Origin of the sequence: Flavobacterium nitrogenifigens (genome assembly GCF_003254565.1) — a bacterium.
GTDB classification, from domain to species: Bacteria; Bacteroidota; Bacteroidia; order Flavobacteriales; family Flavobacteriaceae; genus Flavobacterium; species Flavobacterium nitrogenifigens.
Window position 1 is genome coordinate 88,270 of the sequence record NZ_QJRI01000169.1, and the last position, 22,215, is coordinate 110,484.

Here is a 22,215-nt window from a genome sequence, read left to right on the forward strand (position 1 = left end):
AAGAGAACCTTAACTTACTTTAAGCCATAAATTTCTTTAATTTAACAAAAGTTAATTTTAAGATTCGTTATGCAAAATACCAAACTTCAAGCCTTTACTCCGTTATTTTATTTAGTGTGGTCAGATGATTTACTGACACAGAAAGAGTTTACAACTTTAAAAGAGTTTATAAATTCCTTAACTGTTTTATCTCAAGAAGAAAAAGAATATTTACTTTCGAAGGTAGATATTTCAAATCCGCCTTCGCGAAATGAACTCACACAATGGAAATTAGATATTGAAAAAAGTATTCAGGATAAATCTTCTATAAAATCGATTTTTGATATTGCTAAAGCGCTTTCAGGCAGTGATTTGGATTTGACGCTAATCGAATCAGATTTCAAAAAACTAGAAAATGATTTGGGAATTTTAGGTGAAGAAGCGCTTCAAAACTTTAAAACCAAATCAGGTTCTTTTACTGCAGATTCTCATACGAATGCTAGTTTTGATATTCAGAAAATTACTCAACTTTTAGACGGAAAAGAAGCCGCGATAATCAAAAGAGTAAAATCGGTTATCTCTAGACCCGAATTTGCTTATGAAACTTCTACCGATATTAATGTTTTTAGACAAACCGTTTACAAATGGTGCAAAATTTTAGCCGATGAAAATTTAGGAAGCATGGCTTATCCCAAAGAATACGGGGGAGGAGGGAATGTAGAAGACTATTTTGCGATTATGGAAACGCTGAGTTACCACGATTTAAGTTTGGTAATTAAATTTGGAGTACAATTTGGATTGTGGGGAATGAGCGTTCAATCTTTAGGAACTGAAAAACATTATGCTAAATATTTAAAAGATATTGGTTCGATGAAACTTCCTGGCTGTTTTGCCATGACCGAAACACATCACGGATCGAACGTAAAAGGTCTAGAAACAACAGCAACTTACAATCATAACGATCAGACTTTTACTATTCATACGCCAAATAAAAATGCTCAAAAAGAATATATTGGCAACGCAGCTGTTCATGGACAAATGGCGACGGTTTTTGCTAAATTAATTATTGACGATCATGATTATGGCGTAAATGCTTTTGTGGTTCCGTTACGCGATCCAAACGGAAATGTATTAAACGGAGTAACAATTGGCGATTGCGGTCATAAAATGGGATTAAATGGCGTAGATAACGGAACAATAAGTTTTGATAATGTGGTGATTCCGAAAGACAATATGCTGGATCGCTTTGCTTCAGTAAATGATAAAGGCGAATTTGAAAGCCCGATTCCGAGTGATAATAGACGATTTTTTACGATGTTAGGAACTTTGGTTGGAGGAAGAATCGGAATTCCGCGTTCGGCTTTAGCGGCGGCAAAATCTGGATTGACAATTGCCATTCGCTATAGCGATCAAAGAAGACAATTTGGGCCAGAAGGTGGATCTGAAGTTCCGATCTTAAATTACAGAATGCATCAGCGTAGATTGTTACCGCATTTAGCAAAAACTTATGCTGTCCATTTTGCACTTCAATATTTGACGAATAGATTTTTGAACAGAACCGAAGCTGAAATGCAAGAAATTGAGGCGTTAGCGGCAGGAATGAAATCATATTCTACTTGGAGCACCAGAGATATTTTGCAGGAATGCCGTGAAGCGTGTGGAGGTAAAGGATATTTGTCTGAAAACCGAATCGATGCGCTTAAAAATGATACTGAAATCTATACTACTTTTGAGGGCGATAATACGGTTTTGATGCAATTGGTAGCTAAAAACCGTTTAGCAGAATTCAGAAAATCGTTTGGAGAAATGGGTTCGTTGGGAATCATTAATTATGTATATGAAAATGCTAAAACGGCCATTGCAGAAAAAAATCCAATCGCAACTAGAAGAACTGATGATGAGCATTTATTGGATGGAGAATTTCATCTTCAGGCATTTGTTCACAGAGAAAAAACAATTTTGGCTTCAGCAGCGAGACGCATCAAGAAATTAATTGACGGCGGACTAGAGCCTTATGATGCATTTAATGTCGTTCAGCACCAAATGATTGATGTTGCACAGGCATATTTAGAAAGAATAGTTCTAGAACAATTTCAGCTTGCAATAAAAGCAGTTGAAGATGAACCATCAAAAGCAATTTTGACAAAACTGAATCAGTTGTACGCACTTTCAACGATTGAAAAAAATAAAGCTTGGTATTTGGAAGACGGTTATATGGAAGCGGTTAAAACCAAAGCAGTCCGTAAAATTGTAAATCAGCTTTGCTGGGATATTCGTCCCGATGCTGTGGCTTTAGTAAATGCTTTTGATATTCCAGAAAGCTGTTTAGCAGCGCCAATTGCTGTTTGATTTTAAACCATTTAAGTAATATAAGTTTAAAAAAAAGCTTTGTCAAAGTTTAAAATTTTGACAAAGCTTTTTTTATGCCATCAATACTTAAGGTATAAAATTGATGATAACATAAAAGCTTTTATATCATTGTTTTATTAAAATAGTTTGACTTTTCAAATTCCTGAATATTAATAGAAATCACAGAAACTTCTGGAAGCAGAGCATTCAATTTTGTAACAATTACTTTTGATAGATTGCTCTTTTGGTCGTCATTTCTACCTTCCATAATGTAGCCGAAAACATGAATAAAATCATTTAGGGTATTTCCGTTGTTATAATACGTAAAAGGATTAATGCGCACTTTGATTTCAGAACCTGGAAAAAGATTAGTAGATAAAGCGGCATCAAAAACTCCTTGCATAATTTCGTCTGCAGCTAGTCGGCGGAGTACATTTTCTGAGCAATCAATTATAAAGTGTGGCATAATTTTTAAGTTTTATCGGGTTTGTTGTAACAAAAATATAAAAAAGCTTACTTGTAATATTTTAGAATACACACTTTATTATATTTGTATATCTTATTTTATTTTGTCAGTTTGAAAAATCTATTCCTTTCCGTTTTTATAGTTCTTATCAGCTTTCCTCTTTTTGCATCGGAGAGCACAGATGTTATTTTAAAAGAACTAAACGAAGCAATCAAAAACAAACAGCATTACGTAAAGATTAAAGAAGAACGAATTGCGAATTTCAAGAAAATTAAATCTGATAATCTTACCAAAGAGCAGGAGTATAATTACAATAAAACACTGTATTTAGAATATCAGAAACTAAATTCCGATTCGGCAATTCAATACGTAAAAAAGAATATCAAAATTGCAGAAGAACTTCAGAATAAAGAACTTTTTAATTTAGCCCAACTGCAACTCGTAACGCTTTATTCCTCTTCGGGAAAATACCGTGAATCGGAAGCGATTTTGAAAAGCATTAATAAAAAAAATCTAGCGGCTTCGCTACTTCCAAATTATTATTTTTCCTATCGTGAGTTTTTTGAACATTACGCCGCAAATAGTTACAGTCCAGAATATAGAAGTCAGATAGGCAAATATCGAGATTCGTTATTGGGGGTTCTAAATCCGAATACTTTAGATTACCAGATTAACAGGATTCAGCAAGACATTTTCAATAAAAAGTTTGATGGACCAAGAAAACAGTTGTTGACTTTACTGGGAAAGACAAAAGAAGATAATCCTCAATATGCAATGATTACTTATCTGCTGGGGAAAATTGCAGAAGCAACACACGATTTAGAATCAAGAAAGAAATACTACGCGCTTTCGGCGACTTCGGACATTAAAAATGCCAATAAAGACAATGCTTCATTACAGGAACTGGCTCTGGTTTTTTACGAAATAGGAGATGTCGATATGGCTTATAAACTCACACAGTCAGCTATTGAAGACGCTTTGTATTGCAATGTCCAGTTTCGTACGCTTTTGATGTCAGAAGTATATTCGATTATCAATACCGTGTATTTAGAGCGTGAAGCGCAAAGAAAAAGCGAATTACAGATTTATTTGCTTTGCATCAGTCTACTTTCTCTGTTTTTGATCGTCGCGGTTATTTATGTGTATATACAGATGAAAAAGGTTTCGAGAATTCGATCAGAACTTTATGAAACCAGTCAGAAATTAGCGGAATTAAACAAAGATATTACCGAAACGAACAGCCAACTGCAGGAAAGTAACCTGCAATTGTCTGAATCTAATTTGGTTAAAGAAGAATATATTGCGCATTTCTTCAATCTTTGTTCGACTTATATCAATAAGCTAGAGAATTATCGTATTATTTTAAACAAGAAAGCAACAGCAAAACAATTTGATGAAATTTATAAAATTCTAAAGTCAACTACTTTGGTTGATAATGAGTTAGAAGAATTATACAAGAACTTCGATATTATCTTTTTGAACTTATATCCAACATTTGTCAAAGATTTCAATGCCTTATTAATTCCAGAAGAACAGATTGTTCTCAAGCAAAATGAATTGCTTAATACTGAGCTTCGAATTTTTGCTTTAATCAGACTCGGAATTACAGACAGTGTTAAAATAGCGGCATTTTTACGTTATTCTTTAAGCACAATTTACAACTATCGCACAAGAGCTCGAAATAAGGCTGCAGTTTCGCGAAATGATTTCGAAGAAATGGTCATGAAAATCGGTTCGAAGGCTTTGAAAGTATAAATATTCGTTTTAAATCTACTACTTTTTTTAGTGTTTTTTAAAATTTAAAAACCTGTAAACCAATATTTTAATTTTTTAATTCACTACTTTTTTCTATCTAAAAATGTAACTTGTACGATAACGTTTTAGTTTTACAATATGATAAAAAAGTTTTCTCAAAAAGACTTTCCATATTATAAACTAATGCTTTAATAATTACTGTTATGTTAAAAAACGTTAAAACAATTGTTGTTTTACTTTTACTAAGTTCTGTAGGAATGAATGCCCAGAACAAAGTTCCAGTTTATCTAGACGATAAAAAACCGATTGAAGAGCGTGTGGAAGATGCGCTTAAACGAATGACTACCGAAGAGAAAATTGCCATGATTCATGCGCAGTCTAAATTTAGTTCTCCAGGTGTTAAACGTCTTGGAATTCCAGAAAACTGGATGACCGATGGACCACACGGAATTCGTGCAGAGGTAAAATGGGACGAATGGGATCAGGCTGGATGGACAAATGATTCTTGTATTGCTTTCCCAGCGCTTACTGCACTTTCATCGACATGGAACAAAGAATTGGCTTCTTTATATGGTAAATCTATTGGAGAAGAAGCACGTTACCGTAATAAAAACGTATTATTAGGGCCAGGTGTAAACATTTACAGAAGTCCATTAAACGGTCGTAACTTTGAATATATGGGAGAAGATCCGTTTTTAGCTTCAAAAATGGTTGTTCCTTATATTAAAGGAGTTCAGTCAAATGGAGTTGCTGCCTGCGTTAAGCACTTTGCTTTAAACAATCAGGAAACTAAACGTAATTCTGTTGACGTAATTGTTGACGATCGTGCATTGTACGAAATTTATCTTCCTGCTTTTAAAGCGGCAGTTCAAGAAGGTGATGTTTGGTCAATTATGGGAGCATACAATAAATACAAAGGTCAGCAATGCTGCCATAACGAATACTTGTTAAACGATATTCTTCGCGGAGAATGGGGCTTCAAAGGAGTTGTAGTTTCTGATTGGGGTGGTGTAAACGATACTAAACAAGCTATACATAATGGATTGGATATGGAATTTGGTTCTTGGACAAATGGTTTGTCTTGGGGAACAAGCAATGCTTATGACAACTATTATTTAGCAAAACCATACTCTGAAATGATCAGAAAAGGAGAAGTTGGAACTAAAGAATTAGACGAAAAAGTACGTCGTATTCTACGTTTATCTTTCTTGACAACAATGGATAGAAATCGTCCTTTTGGATCTTTTGGAACAGAAGAACATGCTATTGCAGGACGCAAAATTGCTGAAGAAGGAATTGTTTTATTGCAAAACAACAACAATATTCTGCCAATCAATCTTTCTAAAACTAAAAAGATTGCTGTAATTGGAGAAAATGCTATCAAAATGATGACTGTTGGTGGAGGAAGTTCTTCACTTAAAGCTAGATATGAAATCACTCCATTAGAAGGTTTGAAGAAAAGAATCGGAAATCAAGCTGAAATTGTATACGCAAGAGGTTATGTTGGAGATCCGACAAGTAACTATAATGGAGTTATAGCCAAAGTAAGCTTAGAAGATAAACGCTCTCCAGCTGAGTTAACTGCAGAAGCTTTAAAAGTGGCTAAAGATGCAGATATTGTTCTGTTCATTGGTGGATTGAACAAAAGCCCAAATCAAGATGATGAAGGACATGATCGTAATGAATTGAATTTATCTTATGGTCAGGATAAATTAATCAGTGATTTAGCGAAAGTAAACAAAAACATTGTTTTCGTAAATATTTCTGGAAATGCAATTGCAATGCCTTGGATTAAAGAAGTTCCTGGAATTGTTCAGGGATGGTTTTTAGGAACTGAAGCAGGAAATGCTTTAGCAAATGTGTTGGTTGGAGATGTGAATCCGTCAGGAAAATTATCTTTCACTTTCCCAGTAAAATTATCTGATAACGGAGCTCATGCTTTAGGCGAATTCCCAGGTGGTGATTCAGTAAAATACAATGAGGGAATTTTTGTAGGTTACCGTTGGGCTGATAAAAACAAAATCAAACCTTTGTTCTCTTTCGGACACGGTTTAAGCTACACGACTTTTGCTTACGGAAAAGTAACAGCAGATAAAAAACAAATAAACGCTGGAGATAAAATCACATTCTCAGTAAACGTAAAAAACACAGGAAACAGAGAAGGTTCTGAAGTAGTGCAATTGTACATTGCAGATTTAAAATCTTCATTGCCACGTCCAGTAAAAGAATTAAAAGGTTTTGAGAAAGTAGTTCTTAAAGCTGGAGAAGAAAAAACAGTTACGTTTACAGTTGATAAATCGGCTTTAAGTTTCTTCGATGATAAAAAACACGACTGGGTTGCTGAACCTGGCGATTTTGAAGCGATAATTGGTGCTTCTTCAACCGATATAAAATCTAAAGTGAATTTTTCACTTAAATAAGTTTTTTATTTCTAAAAATTGGTTGGTTTGTAAAGCTGCAAGTGTAAAAATTTGCAGCTTTGCTTTTGGTTAAAAATTCACCATTAAGACATTAAGAAACATAAAGAGAAACTTAATTTTCTTAATATCTTAATGGTTTAAAAAAAATGGATATGAAAAAAATGACACTTGCAATATTGACTTTATTTTTTGCGAAGAATATTTCAGCACAAAGTCTAAATAAAATGCAATGGTTTAATGAACCTGAAAAATGGGAAATTAAAAACAATGCTTTAATTATGAATGTTACTGCCAATAGTGATTATTGGAGAATTTCGCATTATGGTTTTACAGTCGATGATGCGCCTTTTTACTACGCAACTTACGGTGGCGAATTTGAAGCAAAAGTAAAATTGACTGGAAATTATATCGCTCGTTTTGACCAGATGGGATTAATGATTCGTATCGACGAAAAGAATTATATTAAAACAGGAGTAGAATTCGTTGACGGAAAGTTTAATATCAGTACTGTCGTAACACACGATAAAAGTGATTGGAGTGTGACAACTCTAGAAAAAGTGCCTCCTTTTATCTGGATAAAAGCCATACGACGATTAGATGCTGTTGAAATATTTTATTCTTTTGATGATAAAAATTATATCATGACCAGAAATGCGCCTTTGCAAGATAACACGCCAGTTATGGTTGGTTTAATGGCTGCTTCTCCAGACGGAAAAGGTTTTGAAGCTAAATTTGAAAACTTCACCGTAAAACACTTGCCAGATCAAAGAAGATTAGAATGGCTTAAAAATCACCAATAGATTAAATTTCAATTTTTAAATTCCAAATTCCAAAAACTTAAACTTTAAATCATAACTTAACCTTAAACCAAACACAAATGAGTTCAATTTCATCTGATATTAAACCAAAAAAACATTACGAAATACTTGATGGTCTGCGCGGCGTTGCCGCCATTTTAGTAGTTGCGTTTCATATTTTTGAAGCTTTTGCTGGTGGAAATCGTTTTAAACAAATTATAAATCACGGATATCTTGCCGTAGATTTCTTTTTCCTTTTGTCTGGATTTGTTGTGGCTTACGCGTACGACGATCGTTGGGGAAAAATGGGACAATGGGAGTTTTACAAACGCCGATTAATCCGTTTACAGCCTATGGTAATCATGGGGATGATTATTGGTGCTATCTTTTACTATTTCCAAGCCTCAGATATATTGTTTCCAATGATTGGGGGTATGGAAGTTTGGAAAGTTATTCTAACAATGGTCATCGGATTTACATTGTTGCCAATTCCTCCTTCATTAGAAATTAGAGGTTGGGGAGAAATGCATCCTTTAAACGGCCCGGCATGGTCGCTTTTTTTCGAATATATTGCAAACATCTTGTACGCCGTTATCTTCCGTAAATTTTCGAATAAAGTAATGTCAGTTTTTGTGCTGCTATTTGCCGGACTGTTATTTCATTATACTGTTTTTGGGCCAAAAGGTGACGTTATCGGCGGATGGTCATTCAATGTAGAGCAGATGTATGTTGGTTTTACCCGTTTATTATACCCATTTTTTGCTGGAGTTTTATTATGCCGTTTAGGAAAATTAATCCATGTAAAAAATGCTTTCTGGATTTGCAGTATTTTAATCACTATTGTTTTGGCATTGCCGAGATTTGGAGATGAAAACAGTCTTTGGATCAATGGTCTGTACGAATCAATCTGTATTATTTTTATTTTCCCAATAATTGTGGCAATTGGAGCAGGAGGAGAGATTAAAAATGAATTTTCATTAAAAATCTGTAAGCTATTAGGAGATATCTCTTATCCAATTTATATCACACATTATCCTCTAATTTATTGGTTTACAGCGTGGGTTGTAGACAACAAAGTGACAATGGCAAACGGCTATCTGGAAGGAATCGGAGTTTTAATCGTAAGTATAGTTCTAGCTTTTGTATGTTTAAAATTATACGATGAGCCAGTTAGAAAATGGCTGATGAAGAAATTTCAAAAAAGGTCTAAATAAGGAGCAAAGTAACAAAGTGACAAAGGTGCAAAGTTTTTATGCTTTGTCCCTTTATGCCTCTGCAACTCTGAACCTAAAAAAATGAATTTCTAAATTTTGTTAGTTATAGATATTCAAAAAGGGATAAACTTGATAGTTTATCCCTTTCCTTTTTTTAGATTGTTTTCACTGAAAACTTAATTTCAAACTGCTATCATTCCGTAGGAATGTTTCATCGGTAGAAAAAGAATAATGATTAAAAATTTTACGTTCCGTAGGAACGTTTGAATTAGACATTGTTTTTAACGGTTTGAAATATCAAACGTTCCTATGGAACGTAAAAACGGCATAAAAATATTATTTTTCTACCGATGAAATGTTCCTACGGAACAAGCAATTTATGTCGAAAGAATAATTTTTCATTAGGTAATCATTCCGTAGGAATGTTTGGTCGGTAGAACAATGCCCATATATGATTACGTTCCGTAGGAACGTTTGAATTAGACATTGTATTTGACGGTATGAAATGTCAAACGTTCCTACGGAGCGTAAAAACGGCATAAAAATATTATTTTTCTACCGATGAAATGTTCCTACGGAACAAGCAATTTATGTCGAAAAAATAATTTTTCATTAGGTAATCATTCCGTAGGAATGTTTGGTCGGTGGAACAATGCCCGTATATGATTACGTTCCGTAGGAACGTTTGAATTAGGCATTGTATTTGACGGTATGAAATGTCAAACGTTCCTACGGAACGTAAAAAATGGGATGGAATTATTATTTTCCACCGACGAAATGTTCCTACGGAACAAAAATATAAAGAAAATGCGGCTGTCTCGAAATCGAAACAGCCACTTTTTTTCGGATAGAAATAAAGACAATCAAAGGAAAAACTCTGTCCCTTTGTAGCTCTGGAACTCTGAACCTAAAAAAAAAAAATGAATTTCTAAATTTTGTTAGTTATAGATATTCAAAAAGGGATGAAGTTTTAAACTTCATCCCTTTCGTATTTAAGTACAGTTCGATTTTCAGTAAGAAGCAGTGAAAAAAACTCAGCATCTTAGAATCTCAGAACCTTAGCATCTTTAAAACTTATTCTAAAACCAATTGTCCTAAAGCTTCTTTACTGAAACCTTTCAACTCATCCGTTTTTCCAGCTTTGATTTTAGCCACCCAATTCGGATCTGATAAAAGAGGTCTTCCAACTGCAACCAAATCAAAATCGCCTCTGTCGAAACGTCTGTTTAATTCTTCCAAAGAAGTTGGTTGAGAGCTTTCACCTGCAAATGCGCCAAAGAAATCACCAGAAAGTCCAACAGAACCTACGGTAATAGTAGGAGCGCCAGTTACTTTTTTAGCCCATCCAGCAAAGTTCAAATCAGAACCTTCAAATTCTGGTTCCCAGAAACGACGTTGCGAAGCGTGAATAATATCAACACCAGCATCAACAAGAGGAGTAAGCCAAGCTTCTAATTCCTGTGGATTTTTTGCCAATTTATAGTTGTAATCAGAAGGTTTGAATTGAGAAAAACGCATAATTACAGTAAAGTCATTTCCAACTTGCTTTCTCACTTCTTTTATCACTTCAATAGCAAAACGATTACGTTCAGGAAGTGTTTTTCCTCCATAGATATCTTCACGTAAATTTGTTTCAGCTCTAAAGAATTGGTCAATTAAATAACCGTGTGCACCGTGAATTTCAACAGTGTCAAATCCTAATCTTTTAGCATCTGCGGCAGCTTTTCCAAAAGCAAGAATAGTATCTTCAATATCTTTTTCAGTCATGGCAACGCCATTTCTAAAATCAGGACGGTTTAATCCAGATGGACCTTCAAACGGAACAGGAGGAACCCATCCAGAATGATGATTGTCCATAATTCCCATATGCCAGATTTGCGGCCCCATTTTTCCGCCAGCAACATGAACTTCATCAATCACTTTTTTCCATCCATTTAGAGCTAAATCGCCATAAAAATGAGGAACATTAGCATCATTAGAAGATGATTTTCTGTCAATAACAGTTCCTTCAGACAGAATTAATCCAACTTCGCCTTCAGCTCTTTTTTGGTAGTAAGCTGCGACTTCATCAGTCGGGACTCCGTTAGGAGAAAAAGAGCGCGTCATTGGCGCCATTACGATTCGGTTTTTCAGATTTAACGATTTTAGGTTAAATTCAGAAAATAGGTTGTTTGTACTCATAGTAATTTTACAAATTAGATTGAATTAATTTACTAAGTGCTTCAAAGGCACCTTCGTTACGTTTATAATAAGTCCATTGTCCAACACGTTTGGCTTCAATAAAACCAGCGCGCTGCAAAATAGACAGGTATTCAGATACTGTAGATTGTGTCAAACCAGCTTTGGCTTGAATCTGTCCAACGCAGACACCATGCTCAAATCCGGCATGTTCAAGCTGTCCCGGAAAGTTAATTTCGGGTTCTTTTAGCCATTCCAGCATTTGTAATCTGGATTTATTGGATAATGCTTTAAAAATTTCTATCGTTTCCATACTGCAAATATATCGACTTTTCCCGATATATGGATTTAAAGAAAAATATTTAGGATAATTTTGTGATATAGGAGGGAATGAAGAAGCAAAAAATGATAGAAGATTTAAGAAAGAAATTTATATTTGCTAATGTATTAATCTCGCAAAGTCGCGGAGTCGCAAAGTTATTTTTGAAAGACCTTCAGCTTTAACTGGAGGTATTCAGAAGGTTATAAAAAAGGCTTTAGCAAAATCTACAGATTTTTGGCTAAAGCCTTCGTGAACTTATATTTTGTATATCTACAGCTAAAGCTGGAGGTAATTCAATTGCAAAATTAAAAACTTTGCGACTCCGCGGCTTCGCGAGATTAAAACAGCCCTGTATTTATCAAATAAACTTAACTATGAAAAAAACTGTACTCATTCTAGCATTTTTATGCTGTGTAATCACCAATTCTAAAGCTCAAGTTGTAGGCGTAGATGTTGGAGATATTGCTCCCGAAATTGATCTTCCGGATACTAAAGGAGAGAAAGTTGCACTTTCTTCTTTAAGAGGAACTTTAGTTTTGGTAGACTTTTGGGCTTCTTGGTGTGGGCCTTGTATTAAAGAACAACCGTTGCTAGTCAAAATGCACAATGCTTATCCAGACAAATTATCGATTTACGGAGTTTCTATGGATACTAAAAAGCCATTATGGACAGGAGCAATCGCAAAAGCAAAATTGCCTTGGACAAATGTTAGTGACTTAAAATACTGGCAGTCTCCAGTTATTGGAGATTATATGCTGCAATCTATTCCGTTGAACTTTTTAATTGACAAAAACGGAATTATTTTAGCAAAAAACATTCACGGGCAAGCTTTAGAAGCTAAAATTAAAGAGCTTTTAGAGGTGCAATAGATTTTCCTTAACCGCAAAGAGCGCAAAGGTTTACGCAATCCCGATGACTATCGGGAGCAAAGTTTTTTACTTGAAAAATAAAACTCTCGCAAAGTCGCAGAGTCGCAAAGTTTATTATTCTTAGCGACTCTGCGACTTTGCGAGATTCTTTAAAAATGTAGCATGCTTAGCGTAAACCTTTGCGCTCTTTGCGGTTAAAAAAACAAAAGTCCAGCCAATAAGGCCAGACTTTTAATTTTTAATTCCAGATTTTAATTCTTTTCTTAAGACTCTTTGATCACTTTCTTTACACCCCCAAAACTAGTTTTCAGCATTTCTCTGATCTGAAACTGTGTTTTGTTCTGCGATGCGCTTTTCCAATCTTTGAGATCAAAAATATGAATTTGATCTGCGTAAGGATTAGTTAAGAATGAAATTCGTGAAATGGTATATTTATAATATTTCAGTTCGTGAGAAACATGTCGATTTGGAACAACAATTAGTATATTTTCCCAATTCAAAAAGTCTTTCGGAACATCTTTTCTTTCTAACAATCCTAAAGATTCAAAAAAAGCGACAATCTTTTGATCATTAAGTTTACTAATCTTATGATCGAGGTTCTTAAAAGTTGTCTGGAGTCTATTTTCGTTAATAATAGTACTCATGATGGTAATTGCTTTTTTGTGATTTTAATATAAAATTACATCAAAAGAAAATCATTTTCGAATCTGAAGCCATTAGATTCATTCTAAATTTTGAAAGTCCATTTTTGAAGCATTTGTTATGAATGAGTTATCAGATTTTGATAAAATACTATTAATGTTTCTTCTCTAAATGCTTTATTTTTATCGCTATTTGATTTTACTAACTACCAAACCTATGAAAACCAATTTCCTCCTACGAACAATTTTTTGTCTTTTATTTCTATGTTCAATTCCTGCTTTTGCACAAAACAAATCAGGAAGAGAACTTATTTTAATTGATAAAGACTGGCGATTTTCATTTGGACATTTATACGATACCAAAAAAGATTTTGGCCATGCAGAAGGTTATTTCTCCTATCTGACTAAAACGGGATTTGCTGATGGGCCAGCGGCTTCTGGATTTGATGATCGTGCTTGGAGAAAATTAGATTTACCGCATGATTGGGCAGTTGAACAGCCTTTTAGCGAAAGCGCAAGTTTCAGCCACGGGTTTAAAGCAGCAGGAAAAAACTATCCTGAAAAGAGCATTGGTTGGTATAGAAAGAGAATAACCCTTCCGAATGAAGATTTAGGGAAAATTATTTCTTTAAAATTTGATGGAGTTTTTAGAAATTCAAAAGTCTTTTTTAACGGATTTTACCTAGGAACAGAAGAAAGCGGTTATAATGGTTTTGAATATGATGTAACGGCTTACGTTAATTATGGAGGCGAAAATACAATCGTAGTCCGCGTTGATGCTTCGATGGAAGAAGGCTGGTTTTATGAAGGAGCAGGAATTTATAGACATGTCTATTTGCAGAAAACCAATCCGCTTCATGTGGCACAGAACGGAACTTATGTAACTTCTGAAATTGCTAATGATAATGCTGTAATTACAGCAGAAGTAAAATTGGAAAGCAAAGGGCATTATAAAGGAAATGTTGAAATAAACCAGACTATTTTGGATGCTTCAGGAAAACAGATTACAACTGTTTATGAAAATGTTACAGCTCCAGATTTCTATAAAACAAATAGTTATACTTCAGAATTAAATGTCAAAAATCCGCTTTTGTGGGATATTGAAAATCCTAATTTGTATCAGTTAATTACTGAAATCAAAAGCGAAGGAAAAGTTATTGATCAGTATAAAACTTCATTTGGAATTAGAACCATAAAATTTGATCCAGAAAATGGTTTTTTCCTTAACGGAAAACATGTAAAACTAAAAGGAACAAACAATCATCAGGATCATGCAGGAATTGGGACGGCGCTTCCAGATGAAATCCAGTATTATAGAATCGCAAAACTGAAAGCAATGGGCTCAAATGCCTATCGTTGTTCGCATCATCCGCCAACTCCCGAATTATTGGATGCTTGCGACAAATTAGGAATGTTGGTTATTGATGAAACTCGTTTAATGGGAATCAACGATTATCATTTGAATGATTTACAGCGAATGATGGAACGTGACCGAAATCATCCTAGTATTTTTTGTTGGTCGGTTGGAAATGAAGAATGGCAGATTGAGGGCGGAATTACTGGCGAAAGAATTACCAATATCATGCAGGATTTCAGTAAAAGCATCGATCCGACGAGACCTGTTACAGTAGGAATCAGCAGCGGATTTAAAAGCGGAATTTCTTCGGTTGTAGAAGTTATGGGTTATAATTATCTCGGAAATGGAGATATCGATGCGCATAGAAATCAGTTTAAAAATCAGCCCGGAATGGGAACTGAAGAAGGTTCAACTTTTGCCACACGCGGTATTTATTTTACCGATGATGCCAAACATTACCAAAGCGCTTACGATAAAAAACCTCGTCCGACTTTTTATAGTATTGAAGAAGGTTGGAAATTCTACGCGGAAAGACCTTATTTAGCAGGAATGTTTATCTGGACAGGTTTTGATTATCGAGGTGAACCAACGCCTTATGGCTGGCCGTCTGTAACGTCTTATTTCGGGATGATGGATGTCTGCGGTTTCCCAAAAGACAATGTTTTCTACTTAAAATCATGGTGGGGAAAAGAACCTGTTTTGCACCTGTTGCCACATTGGAATTGGCGCGGAATGGAAGGCAAAGAAATCGATGTTTGGGCGTATTCTAATTGTGATGAAGTGGAACTTTTTCTCAACAAAAAGAGTTTAGGAAAAAAGAAAATGGAGCAAGACGGTCATTTAGAATGGAAAGTAAATTATGCTGCTGGAACTCTAGAAGCTGTTGGGTATAAAAACGGAAAAAAAGTACTTTCAGATATTCAAAAAACAACTGGAAAGCCTGAAAGCATTAAATTGTCATTGGATAAAGAGAATGTTTTAAAAGGTAATGTTTCGGTTGTAACGGTTGAAGTTACAGATAAAAATAGTTTGCATGTTCCTACAGCAAATGAAGAAATTACCTTTTCAATACAAGGAGGAAAAATTTTAGGAGTAGGAAATGGCGATCCAACTTCATTAGAAAGCGATCAGTTTATTGATGGTATTGCTTTAGTTGCTATAAGTAATTTTATGGAACAGAAAGCAGAAACTGAGACTCTGCCTCAGAATTTGCCAAATTATTCAGAAAACGAATGGACAGCAGCTTTTAAAGATCGTAATTATAAAAAACAAGCTCCATCTTATATTTATAAAGGAGAATTTGATTTAAAGAACAACTTAGCTTCAAATGTGGTGAGTTTCTTTTATAAAAAAATAGGAGTAGAAACAGTAGTTTTTGTCAACGGAAATAAAGTAGAATCAAGCAAAGAAGATTTGCAAAAATATATTTTGAATGCAGCTATTTTGAAAGAAGGAAAAAATACGATTCACATTGTGGCTACACCTTTGCAAAAAATAAAAGATTGGGATGTTATGAATACCGATCCAGGAATCATTCAAGTTATCACGCCTGCAGAGCCTTGGAAAAGAAAGCTTTTTAATGGTTATGCACAAATCATTATTCAGAAAGATGAAAATGCAGGAGAAGTGGTTTTATCTGCTTCTGCGAAAGGATTACGTGCTGCCATTTTAAAAAATTAAATTAACCGCAAAGTTCGCAAAGATTTACGCAAAGCACGCAAAGAGAAATAAAACTTTGCGTTTCTGCGTCTTTGCGAGATTCTTTCATAAAGCTAAAAAAAACATAGCTCCCGATAGCTATCGGGATTGCGTAGATCTTTGCGTTCATTGCGGTTAAACCTAAAACCTGAAACTTTAAACCTGAAACAAAAAATATTGTTTGATTTTCATAACTTTGCAAAATGAATAATCAGACAGAAACTCAGAATTGCGATTTTACTTCAGATTTGAAAATGAAGGGATTTAAAGTGTATCCTATAAATGGAGACTATAGTAAAGTTCCCGTTTATAGCCGAAGAGACTTTTATAAAATCTGCATCAACACCAGTAAAAGCATTATACAATATGCTGACCGCGGAATAGAAACCGACGGAACGATTCTGTTTTTTGGGAATCCGATTATTCCGTATTCTTGGGAAACTATTTCTGAGAAATTTGAAGGCTATGCTTGTGTTTTTACCGAAGAGTTTTTTAAAACAAAAGACCGATCAGAAACCCTTCAGGAATCGCCTTTGTTTAAAATAGGAGGAACGCCAATCTTTACTCTAACGCCTGAACAAAAGGTGTTTATTGATTCGTTATTCCAAAAAATGATTCAAGAGTACGAAACTGATTATGCTTTCAAAGACGATTTGATGCGCAGCTACGTCAACTTGATTATTCATGAATCAATGAAAATGCAGCCTTCAGAGAGTTTCTTTAAACATAAAAATGCTTCTTCGAGAATTACGTCTTTATTTTTAGAATTACTGGAAAGACAATTTCCAATAGAGACCAAAGATCAGCCGTTGGCTCTAAAAACACCTCAAGATTATGCACAAAGCCTTTCTGTGCACGTGAATCACTTAAATCGTTCTGTAAAAGAAGTTACCGGAAAACCAACCACGGCACATATTACAGAAAGAGTGGTTAACGAAGCAAAAGCTTTACTACAGCACACAGATTGGAGTATTTCTGATATTGGTTATTCGCTTGGGTTTGAATACCCGAGTTATTTCAATAATTATTTTAAAAGACTTACTGGAACGGTTCCGAAATCACTTCGGATGTAAATTGTTTCAATTTCTTAATTTTTTGTTTGAATATTGTTATTTCGGCATTGCACTATTGCACTACATTTGCCCTGAAATAAACAACGAATCTTTGTATCAGTTTTTTTAATGACTAAATAATACTTCACAAAAGCATGCTCCGCTTTGCATTTAGTTTTAAATTTTGATAATAGAAAAAATTATAAAATTTTTAAAATATTAATTAAAATCAACAATCTCCTTCTATAAGAGATTCGATGTGCTGATTATTTCATTCAAATAAGCTTATAAGAATTTTTAAAATTAATTATTAACCTAAAAAATCGAAATTATGTCGACACAATTCACTGCCGTAACCGAAGAAGGTAAAATTCCAAATACTTATATGACAGGCGAAGTGTCATATAAGAAACAGACAAGCGAAATTCACCCAGAAAATACTGTTATAAAAGATGTTTCTTTTGAGCCTGGAGCAAGAAGCAATTGGCGTATTAATGCAAGTCTGCAATTGATTATTGTAACGAATGGAGTTGGGTATTACCAAGAAAGAGGCGGACAAATTAATCTTATCGAAAAAGGAAAAGTAATCACGGTTTTACCTGGAATAGAGCATTGGTACGGAGCAACACCAAAAACGAAATATTCTCATATTACCATTTTTACTGAGGTAGATAAAGGTCATGGAACTTGGCTGAATAGCGTTACCGATGAAGAATATCATTCTTTTTAAGCTTCTAAGGTACTAAGTTGCTATCCCGATAGCTATCGGGACTAAGTTTTTTTACGCCGATTTTACTGATTTATAACAGATTATATTTTTTGATTAGCTAAAAATAATCGAAATTTATATAACTGTTTGTAAATCAGTATAAATCAGCTAGACTTCTATTGCAATTTCAGAACGGTTTTAAACCTGTCCCGATAGCTATCGGGATGAAACAAAAACAAAAAACAACAATAAAATTATGGAAACAAAAAGTATTAAAGCCTTTGGTACAGAAGCTGCCGAAGCACCATTAAAAACTTTAGATATTAAAAGAAGAGCTGTACAAGCGCATGATGTAGAAATCGAAATTTTGTATTGCGGAATCTGCCATTCTGATTTGCATTCAGCTAGAAATGAGTGGCATGGAACAATGTATCCAATTGTTCCTGGACACGAAATTGTGGGTAGAGTGGTAAAAGTTGGTGATCACGTAAAAAACTTTAAAGTTGGTCAATTAGCAGGAGTAGGCTGTATGGTTGATTCTTGTAGAGAATGTGATCATTGCAAAAATGATTTAGAGCAATATTGTGATGAAGGAAGTATTCTAACATTCAATTCACCAGACAAACATTTAGGGGGACATACTTTTGGAGGATATTCTCAAAGTATTGTTGTTGATGAAAATTATGTATTGCACATTTCAGATAAATTGGATCTTGCTGGAGTTGCGCCTTTATTATGTGCAGGAATTACAACTTATTCTCCGTTAAAACACTGGAAAGTTGGACCTGGACAAAAAGTAGGTATTGTCGGGATTGGTGGTTTAGGACATATGGGAATCAAATTAGCAAAAGCTATGGGCGCTCATGTGGTTGTTTTTACGACATCTCCTTCAAAATTTGACGCTGCAAAACAACTTGGAGCTGACGAAGTAGTTTTGTCTACAGATCCTGAACAAATGGCAAAACATGCTAAAAGCTTAAACTTTATTTTAGATTGCGTTTCAGCTGAGCACAATATTGATTCCTATCTAAATTTATTGAAAGTAGACGGAACTTTAACGCTAGTTGGCGCGCCAATGGATCCGCTTCCTGTAACTTCTTTCAGCCTTATTTTAGGAAGAAGAAGTTTTGCAGGTTCAGCAATCGGCGGAATTGCAGAAACTCAGGAAATGCTTGATTTCTGTGCAGAACATAACATTACGGCAGATATCGAAATCATTGGTGTAAATGATGTAAACAATGCCTACGAAAGATTATTAAAAGGCGATATCAAATATCGTTTTGTGATTGATATGGCTTCTTTGAAATAAGGTTCAAAGTGGCAAAGGTTCAGAGTAACAAAGGTTTCTAATCTTTGTGTTTAAAAGGGGTAGAGAGGAAAAACCTTTGTACCTCTGTCCCTCCGAACCTTTGCACCTAAAAAAGAAAAAAATGCAAACAAGAAAACTAGGAAATAGCGGCTTAGAAGTCTCAGCATTGGGACTTGGCTGCATGGGAATGAGTTTTGGATATGGTCCAGCTCATGATAAAAATGAAATGATAAGTCTGCTTCGTTCTGCCTATGAAAAAGGAATTACTTTTTTTGATACGGCTGAATGTTACGGACCATTTTTGAACGAAGAGTTATTAGGAGAGGCATTATCGCCTTTTCGTGATAAAGTAGTAATTGCAACGAAATTCGGATTTTTGGAAGGTGATTCTAAAAAAGGATTAGACAGCCGTCCAGAATGGATTAGAAAAAGCATTGAAGGTTCGTTAAAAAGATTAAATACCGATGTAATTGATTTGTACTATCAGCATCGCGTTGATCCGAATGTGCCTATGGAAGATGTTGCAGGAACTATAAAAGATTTAATTCAGGAAGGAAAAGTAAAACATTTTGGACTTTCAGAAGCTGGAGTAGAAAGCATTCGTCGTGCACACGCGGTTCAACCTGTAACGGCACTACAAAGCGAATATTCACTTTGGTGGAGAACTCCAGAAGAAGAAATTCTACCTGTTTTAGAAGAATTAGGAATTGGTTTCGTGCCTTTTAGTCCGTTGGGAAGGGGTTTTTTAACCGCTAAAATTGATGAAAACACACAATTTGACAGCACAGATTTTAGAAACACACTGCCTCGTTTTACGCCAGAAGCCAGAAAAGTGAATCAAGCTTTAGTTGACTTGCTTTCTAAAATTGCGGCAGAAAAAGGAGCAACAAACGCACAAATTGCCCTTGCTTGGATTTTAGCGCAAAAACCATGGATTGCACCAATTCCGGGAACTACAAAATTGCATCGTTTAGAAGAAAATCTTGGCGCAACAGATTTAATACTTTCGGCACAAGATCTAGCAGAAATCGAAAGCGCAGCTTCAAAAATAACAATTGAAGGCTCAAGATATCCAGAGCATCTTCAGAAGATAGCTGGAAAGTAAGGTTCAAAGTTGCAAAGGAACAGAGGTTCAAAGGGACACAGAAAAAACCTTTGTACCTCTGTCTCTCTGAACCCTTGTACCTAAAAAGAAATAACCCTCAAGCAATTCAACTCTTGAGGGTTTTGTAAAATATGCAAAGACTTAAAATGTAAAGACTCTTTCGATTAAAAGAAACCTTTGAACCTTTGCAACTTTGAGCCTTTGCAACTAAAAAAAAAAAAAAAAAATTACTTTTTGTCTAGGTTTTGTTTCAGCAATTTAGCGTGTTCCAAATGCGCTGTTAAACCTGCAATATTGGTAGAAGCCCAAGTTCTTACTTCTTGATCGTTAGCATCTTTTGCGGCTTTATTTAGCTTTTTGATCGCTTTTTCGTGACCTTCAATCATCATGTCTGCGAATTTTTTATCAAAATCAGCACCCGATTTTTCGTTTAATTTATTGTATTCTTCTTGTCCTTCCTCAGTTAAAGAAGTTGGAAGAGTAAAGTTTTTTGCTTTTGCTAAAGCACTGACTTCAGAAGCCGATTTAGTGTGCTCATCAACAAGCATTTTACCAAATTTTTTCACTTCAGGATTTGTGCTTTTTGTTTGTGCCAGTTTACCAATTTCGATTTCAGCTAAGTTAATTTCGGCTTGATCTACCAAAAATTCAGAATCATCTTCTTTACTGTCAATAGAATCGAATTTTGCTTCGTTTGCATCTTCTGCAACTTCTTTTGGATCTTCTTGTTTGGTTTCGTTTTTACAAGATTGAAGGAATATAATGATAAGTCCTGCTCCTAAAATGGCTTTTCCGGCTAATAATAACTTTTTCATGATTTTAATAGTTTAAATGTTATAATGTAAAATTATGGAGTAGTTACAGGAATGTCTTACAGGATTTTTAGAGATTGTTATAGGATTAAGATGTAAAATGTTTTTTTAATTCTATATATTTGTTTCAAGAAAAATATTACAAAAATAAAGATTGATGAACATCCAATCAGAGTTTAGAAATGCATTATTTATAAGAATACTAATAGGGATTCTTCTTTTTATGGCAGCATTATTTTATGCGGTATATAATCTGCTTATAACTTTCAATCCAAATCCATTATTAATTGTTGCATGTTTGGTGGTATTATTTGTAATTTATTGTATTCCTGATATATTTGAAATTTTTGTACTCACTATTAAAGATGGTGGAATTGAAATAAAAAAGATCATTACTGGGAATATAAAGTTTATTCCTTATGAGGATATTACAAATATTAAGAGAGGAAAAGTTAGATTTCGAACTAAAACGGGAGCTATATCAAATGGATATTATTATAGTACGTTGATATTTAAAAATAGTAAGAGTATCATAATTTCTCCGGACCATTTTAAAAATTATCAAACTTTAATGAGTTGCATTTATGAGAAATTTTAAGTTTGTGAAATAAACTATTAAGTTCAAAGAATACTGTCATTCTAAGAAAAGAAATGATAGAATTTAGCTTAATCCCAACTCCAAAAAAGTTGGGATTTTTTTTGCACCTAACATTTTACATTTCACAAAAAAGAAAATTTACATTTCACTTTCACAATTCCCACGCTACAATGATGAAATTTCGAACCAAAATTCTATAACAGATACGCCTTACTTTTTAAAGAACTTTGACTTATGAGAATTTTTAGAATTTAACTCTTTAAAATTTAAAGTCATGCCAGATCCAAGAATTAAGAATGAAGCGCAATATAAAGCATTGGTAAAAAAAGGATACAGCAAAGAAAAATCGGCTCGTATTGCCAACACGCCAGATGCAGGAAAAAAAGGCGGAGAAGCGAAGCCTTATGATGAATGGACAAAAGAAGAACTTCTGAAACAAGCTAGTAGAGTAGGCATAAAAGGAAGATCTTATATGAATAAAAAAGATTTAATTTATTCTTTAAGAAATAACTAAAGATTTAGTCAAAAACATCATGTGATAAAAATTTAAATATCATGACTACGGCTCTATTAAGAAATATTTTG

General features: G+C 34.4%; 18 protein-coding genes. 13 read left to right on the forward strand and 5 right to left on the reverse strand.

Annotation, left to right across the window (positions count from 1 at the left end; translation table 11 throughout):
* The first annotated feature begins 69 nt into the window (after nt 1-69).
* Complete coding sequence (locus DM397_RS07280; protein WP_111376896.1) at nt 70-2,328, forward strand: acyl-CoA dehydrogenase family protein; 2,259 nt, start codon at nt 70-72, stop codon at nt 2,326-2,328.
* A gap of 121 nt (nt 2,329-2,449) precedes the next feature.
* On the opposite strand, the gene DM397_RS07285 is transcribed toward DM397_RS07280, so the two are convergent.
* Nucleotides 2,450-2,794: a 5-carboxymethyl-2-hydroxymuconate Delta-isomerase gene (locus DM397_RS07285; RefSeq protein WP_111376897.1), complete on the reverse strand. Its 345-nt coding sequence runs from the start codon at nt 2,792-2,794 to the stop codon at nt 2,450-2,452.
* A gap of 111 nt (nt 2,795-2,905) precedes the next feature.
* Here DM397_RS07285 and DM397_RS07290 point away from each other — a divergent pair, with 111 nt between their 5' ends.
* The 4 genes from DM397_RS07290 to DM397_RS07305 all read left to right on the forward strand — a co-directional run bounded on the left by DM397_RS07290 (nt 2,906) and on the right by DM397_RS07305 (nt 8,980).
* Complete coding sequence (locus tag DM397_RS07290) at nt 2,906-4,549, forward strand: DUF6377 domain-containing protein (protein WP_111376898.1); 1,644 nt, start codon at nt 2,906-2,908, stop codon at nt 4,547-4,549.
* Nucleotides 4,550-4,752: 203 nt separating this feature from the next.
* The gene (locus tag DM397_RS07295; RefSeq protein WP_111376899.1) at nt 4,753-6,969 is read left to right on the forward strand and encodes a glycoside hydrolase family 3 C-terminal domain-containing protein; all 2,217 of its coding nucleotides are present in this window, start codon (nt 4,753-4,755) and stop codon (nt 6,967-6,969) included.
* Between the two features lie 152 nt (nt 6,970-7,121).
* Complete coding sequence (locus tag DM397_RS07300; RefSeq protein ID WP_111376954.1) at nt 7,122-7,769, forward strand: DUF1349 domain-containing protein; 648 nt, start codon at nt 7,122-7,124, stop codon at nt 7,767-7,769.
* A 77-nt stretch (nt 7,770-7,846) separates the two neighbouring features.
* Complete coding sequence (locus DM397_RS07305; RefSeq protein ID WP_111376900.1) at nt 7,847-8,980, forward strand: acyltransferase family protein; 1,134 nt, start codon at nt 7,847-7,849, stop codon at nt 8,978-8,980.
* Between the two features lie 1,074 nt (nt 8,981-10,054).
* Here the strand turns inward: DM397_RS07305 and DM397_RS07310 are convergent.
* Both DM397_RS07310 and DM397_RS07315 read right to left on the reverse strand, forming a co-directional pair.
* Nucleotides 10,055-11,161, reverse strand: a complete 1,107-nt coding sequence (locus DM397_RS07310) for an NADH:flavin oxidoreductase (protein ID WP_111376901.1) — start codon at nt 11,159-11,161, stop codon at nt 10,055-10,057.
* Nucleotides 11,162-11,168: 7 nt separating this feature from the next.
* The gene (locus tag DM397_RS07315; RefSeq protein WP_091496855.1) at nt 11,169-11,471 is read right to left on the reverse strand and encodes an ArsR/SmtB family transcription factor; all 303 of its coding nucleotides are present in this window, start codon (nt 11,469-11,471) and stop codon (nt 11,169-11,171) included.
* Nucleotides 11,472-11,854: 383 nt separating this feature from the next.
* Here DM397_RS07315 and DM397_RS07320 point away from each other — a divergent pair, with 383 nt between their 5' ends.
* Nucleotides 11,855-12,349 (forward strand): TlpA family protein disulfide reductase, encoded by a 495-nt coding sequence (locus DM397_RS07320; protein ID WP_111376902.1) that lies wholly within the window; start codon nt 11,855-11,857, stop codon nt 12,347-12,349.
* 263 nt (nt 12,350-12,612) lie between these two features.
* On the opposite strand, the gene DM397_RS07325 is transcribed toward DM397_RS07320, so the two are convergent.
* Entirely contained in the window at nt 12,613-12,993 is a 381-nt protein-coding gene (locus tag DM397_RS07325; RefSeq protein WP_111376903.1) for a hypothetical protein, read from the reverse strand.
* 214 nt (nt 12,994-13,207) lie between these two features.
* Here DM397_RS07325 and galA point away from each other — a divergent pair, with 214 nt between their 5' ends.
* The 5 genes from galA to DM397_RS07355 all read left to right on the forward strand — a co-directional run bounded on the left by galA (nt 13,208) and on the right by DM397_RS07355 (nt 20,220).
* The gene (galA, locus tag DM397_RS07330) at nt 13,208-16,027 is read left to right on the forward strand and encodes a beta-galactosidase GalA (RefSeq protein ID WP_111376955.1); all 2,820 of its coding nucleotides are present in this window, start codon (nt 13,208-13,210) and stop codon (nt 16,025-16,027) included.
* Nucleotides 16,028-16,248: 221 nt separating this feature from the next.
* Nucleotides 16,249-17,118, forward strand: coding sequence for a helix-turn-helix domain-containing protein (locus tag DM397_RS07340; protein WP_111376905.1), 870 nt, complete (start codon nt 16,249-16,251; stop codon nt 17,116-17,118).
* A 310-nt stretch (nt 17,119-17,428) separates the two neighbouring features.
* Nucleotides 17,429-17,827 carry a cupin domain-containing protein gene (locus DM397_RS07345; RefSeq protein WP_111376906.1) on the forward strand — a complete coding sequence of 133 codons (399 nt, stop codon included), beginning with the start codon at nt 17,429-17,431 and terminating at the stop codon, nt 17,825-17,827.
* Between the two features lie 235 nt (nt 17,828-18,062).
* The gene (locus DM397_RS07350; protein ID WP_111376907.1) at nt 18,063-19,115 is read left to right on the forward strand and encodes an NAD(P)-dependent alcohol dehydrogenase; all 1,053 of its coding nucleotides are present in this window, start codon (nt 18,063-18,065) and stop codon (nt 19,113-19,115) included.
* 121 nt (nt 19,116-19,236) lie between these two features.
* A complete protein-coding gene (locus DM397_RS07355; RefSeq protein ID WP_111376908.1) occupies nt 19,237-20,220 on the forward strand; it encodes an aldo/keto reductase in 984 nt (327 codons plus the stop codon).
* 227 nt (nt 20,221-20,447) lie between these two features.
* On the opposite strand, the gene DM397_RS07360 is transcribed toward DM397_RS07355, so the two are convergent.
* On the reverse strand, nt 20,448-21,035 hold the full coding sequence (locus DM397_RS07360) for a DUF4142 domain-containing protein (RefSeq protein ID WP_111376909.1): 588 nt from the start codon (nt 21,033-21,035) through the stop codon (nt 20,448-20,450).
* Between the two features lie 154 nt (nt 21,036-21,189).
* Here DM397_RS07360 and DM397_RS07365 point away from each other — a divergent pair, with 154 nt between their 5' ends.
* Entirely contained in the window at nt 21,190-21,630 is a 441-nt protein-coding gene (locus DM397_RS07365; RefSeq protein ID WP_111376910.1) for a hypothetical protein, read from the forward strand.
* 274 nt (nt 21,631-21,904) lie between these two features.
* A complete protein-coding gene (locus DM397_RS07370; RefSeq protein ID WP_111376911.1) occupies nt 21,905-22,144 on the forward strand; it encodes a DUF7218 family protein in 240 nt (79 codons plus the stop codon).
* Nucleotides 22,145-22,215: the final 71 nt, after the last annotated feature.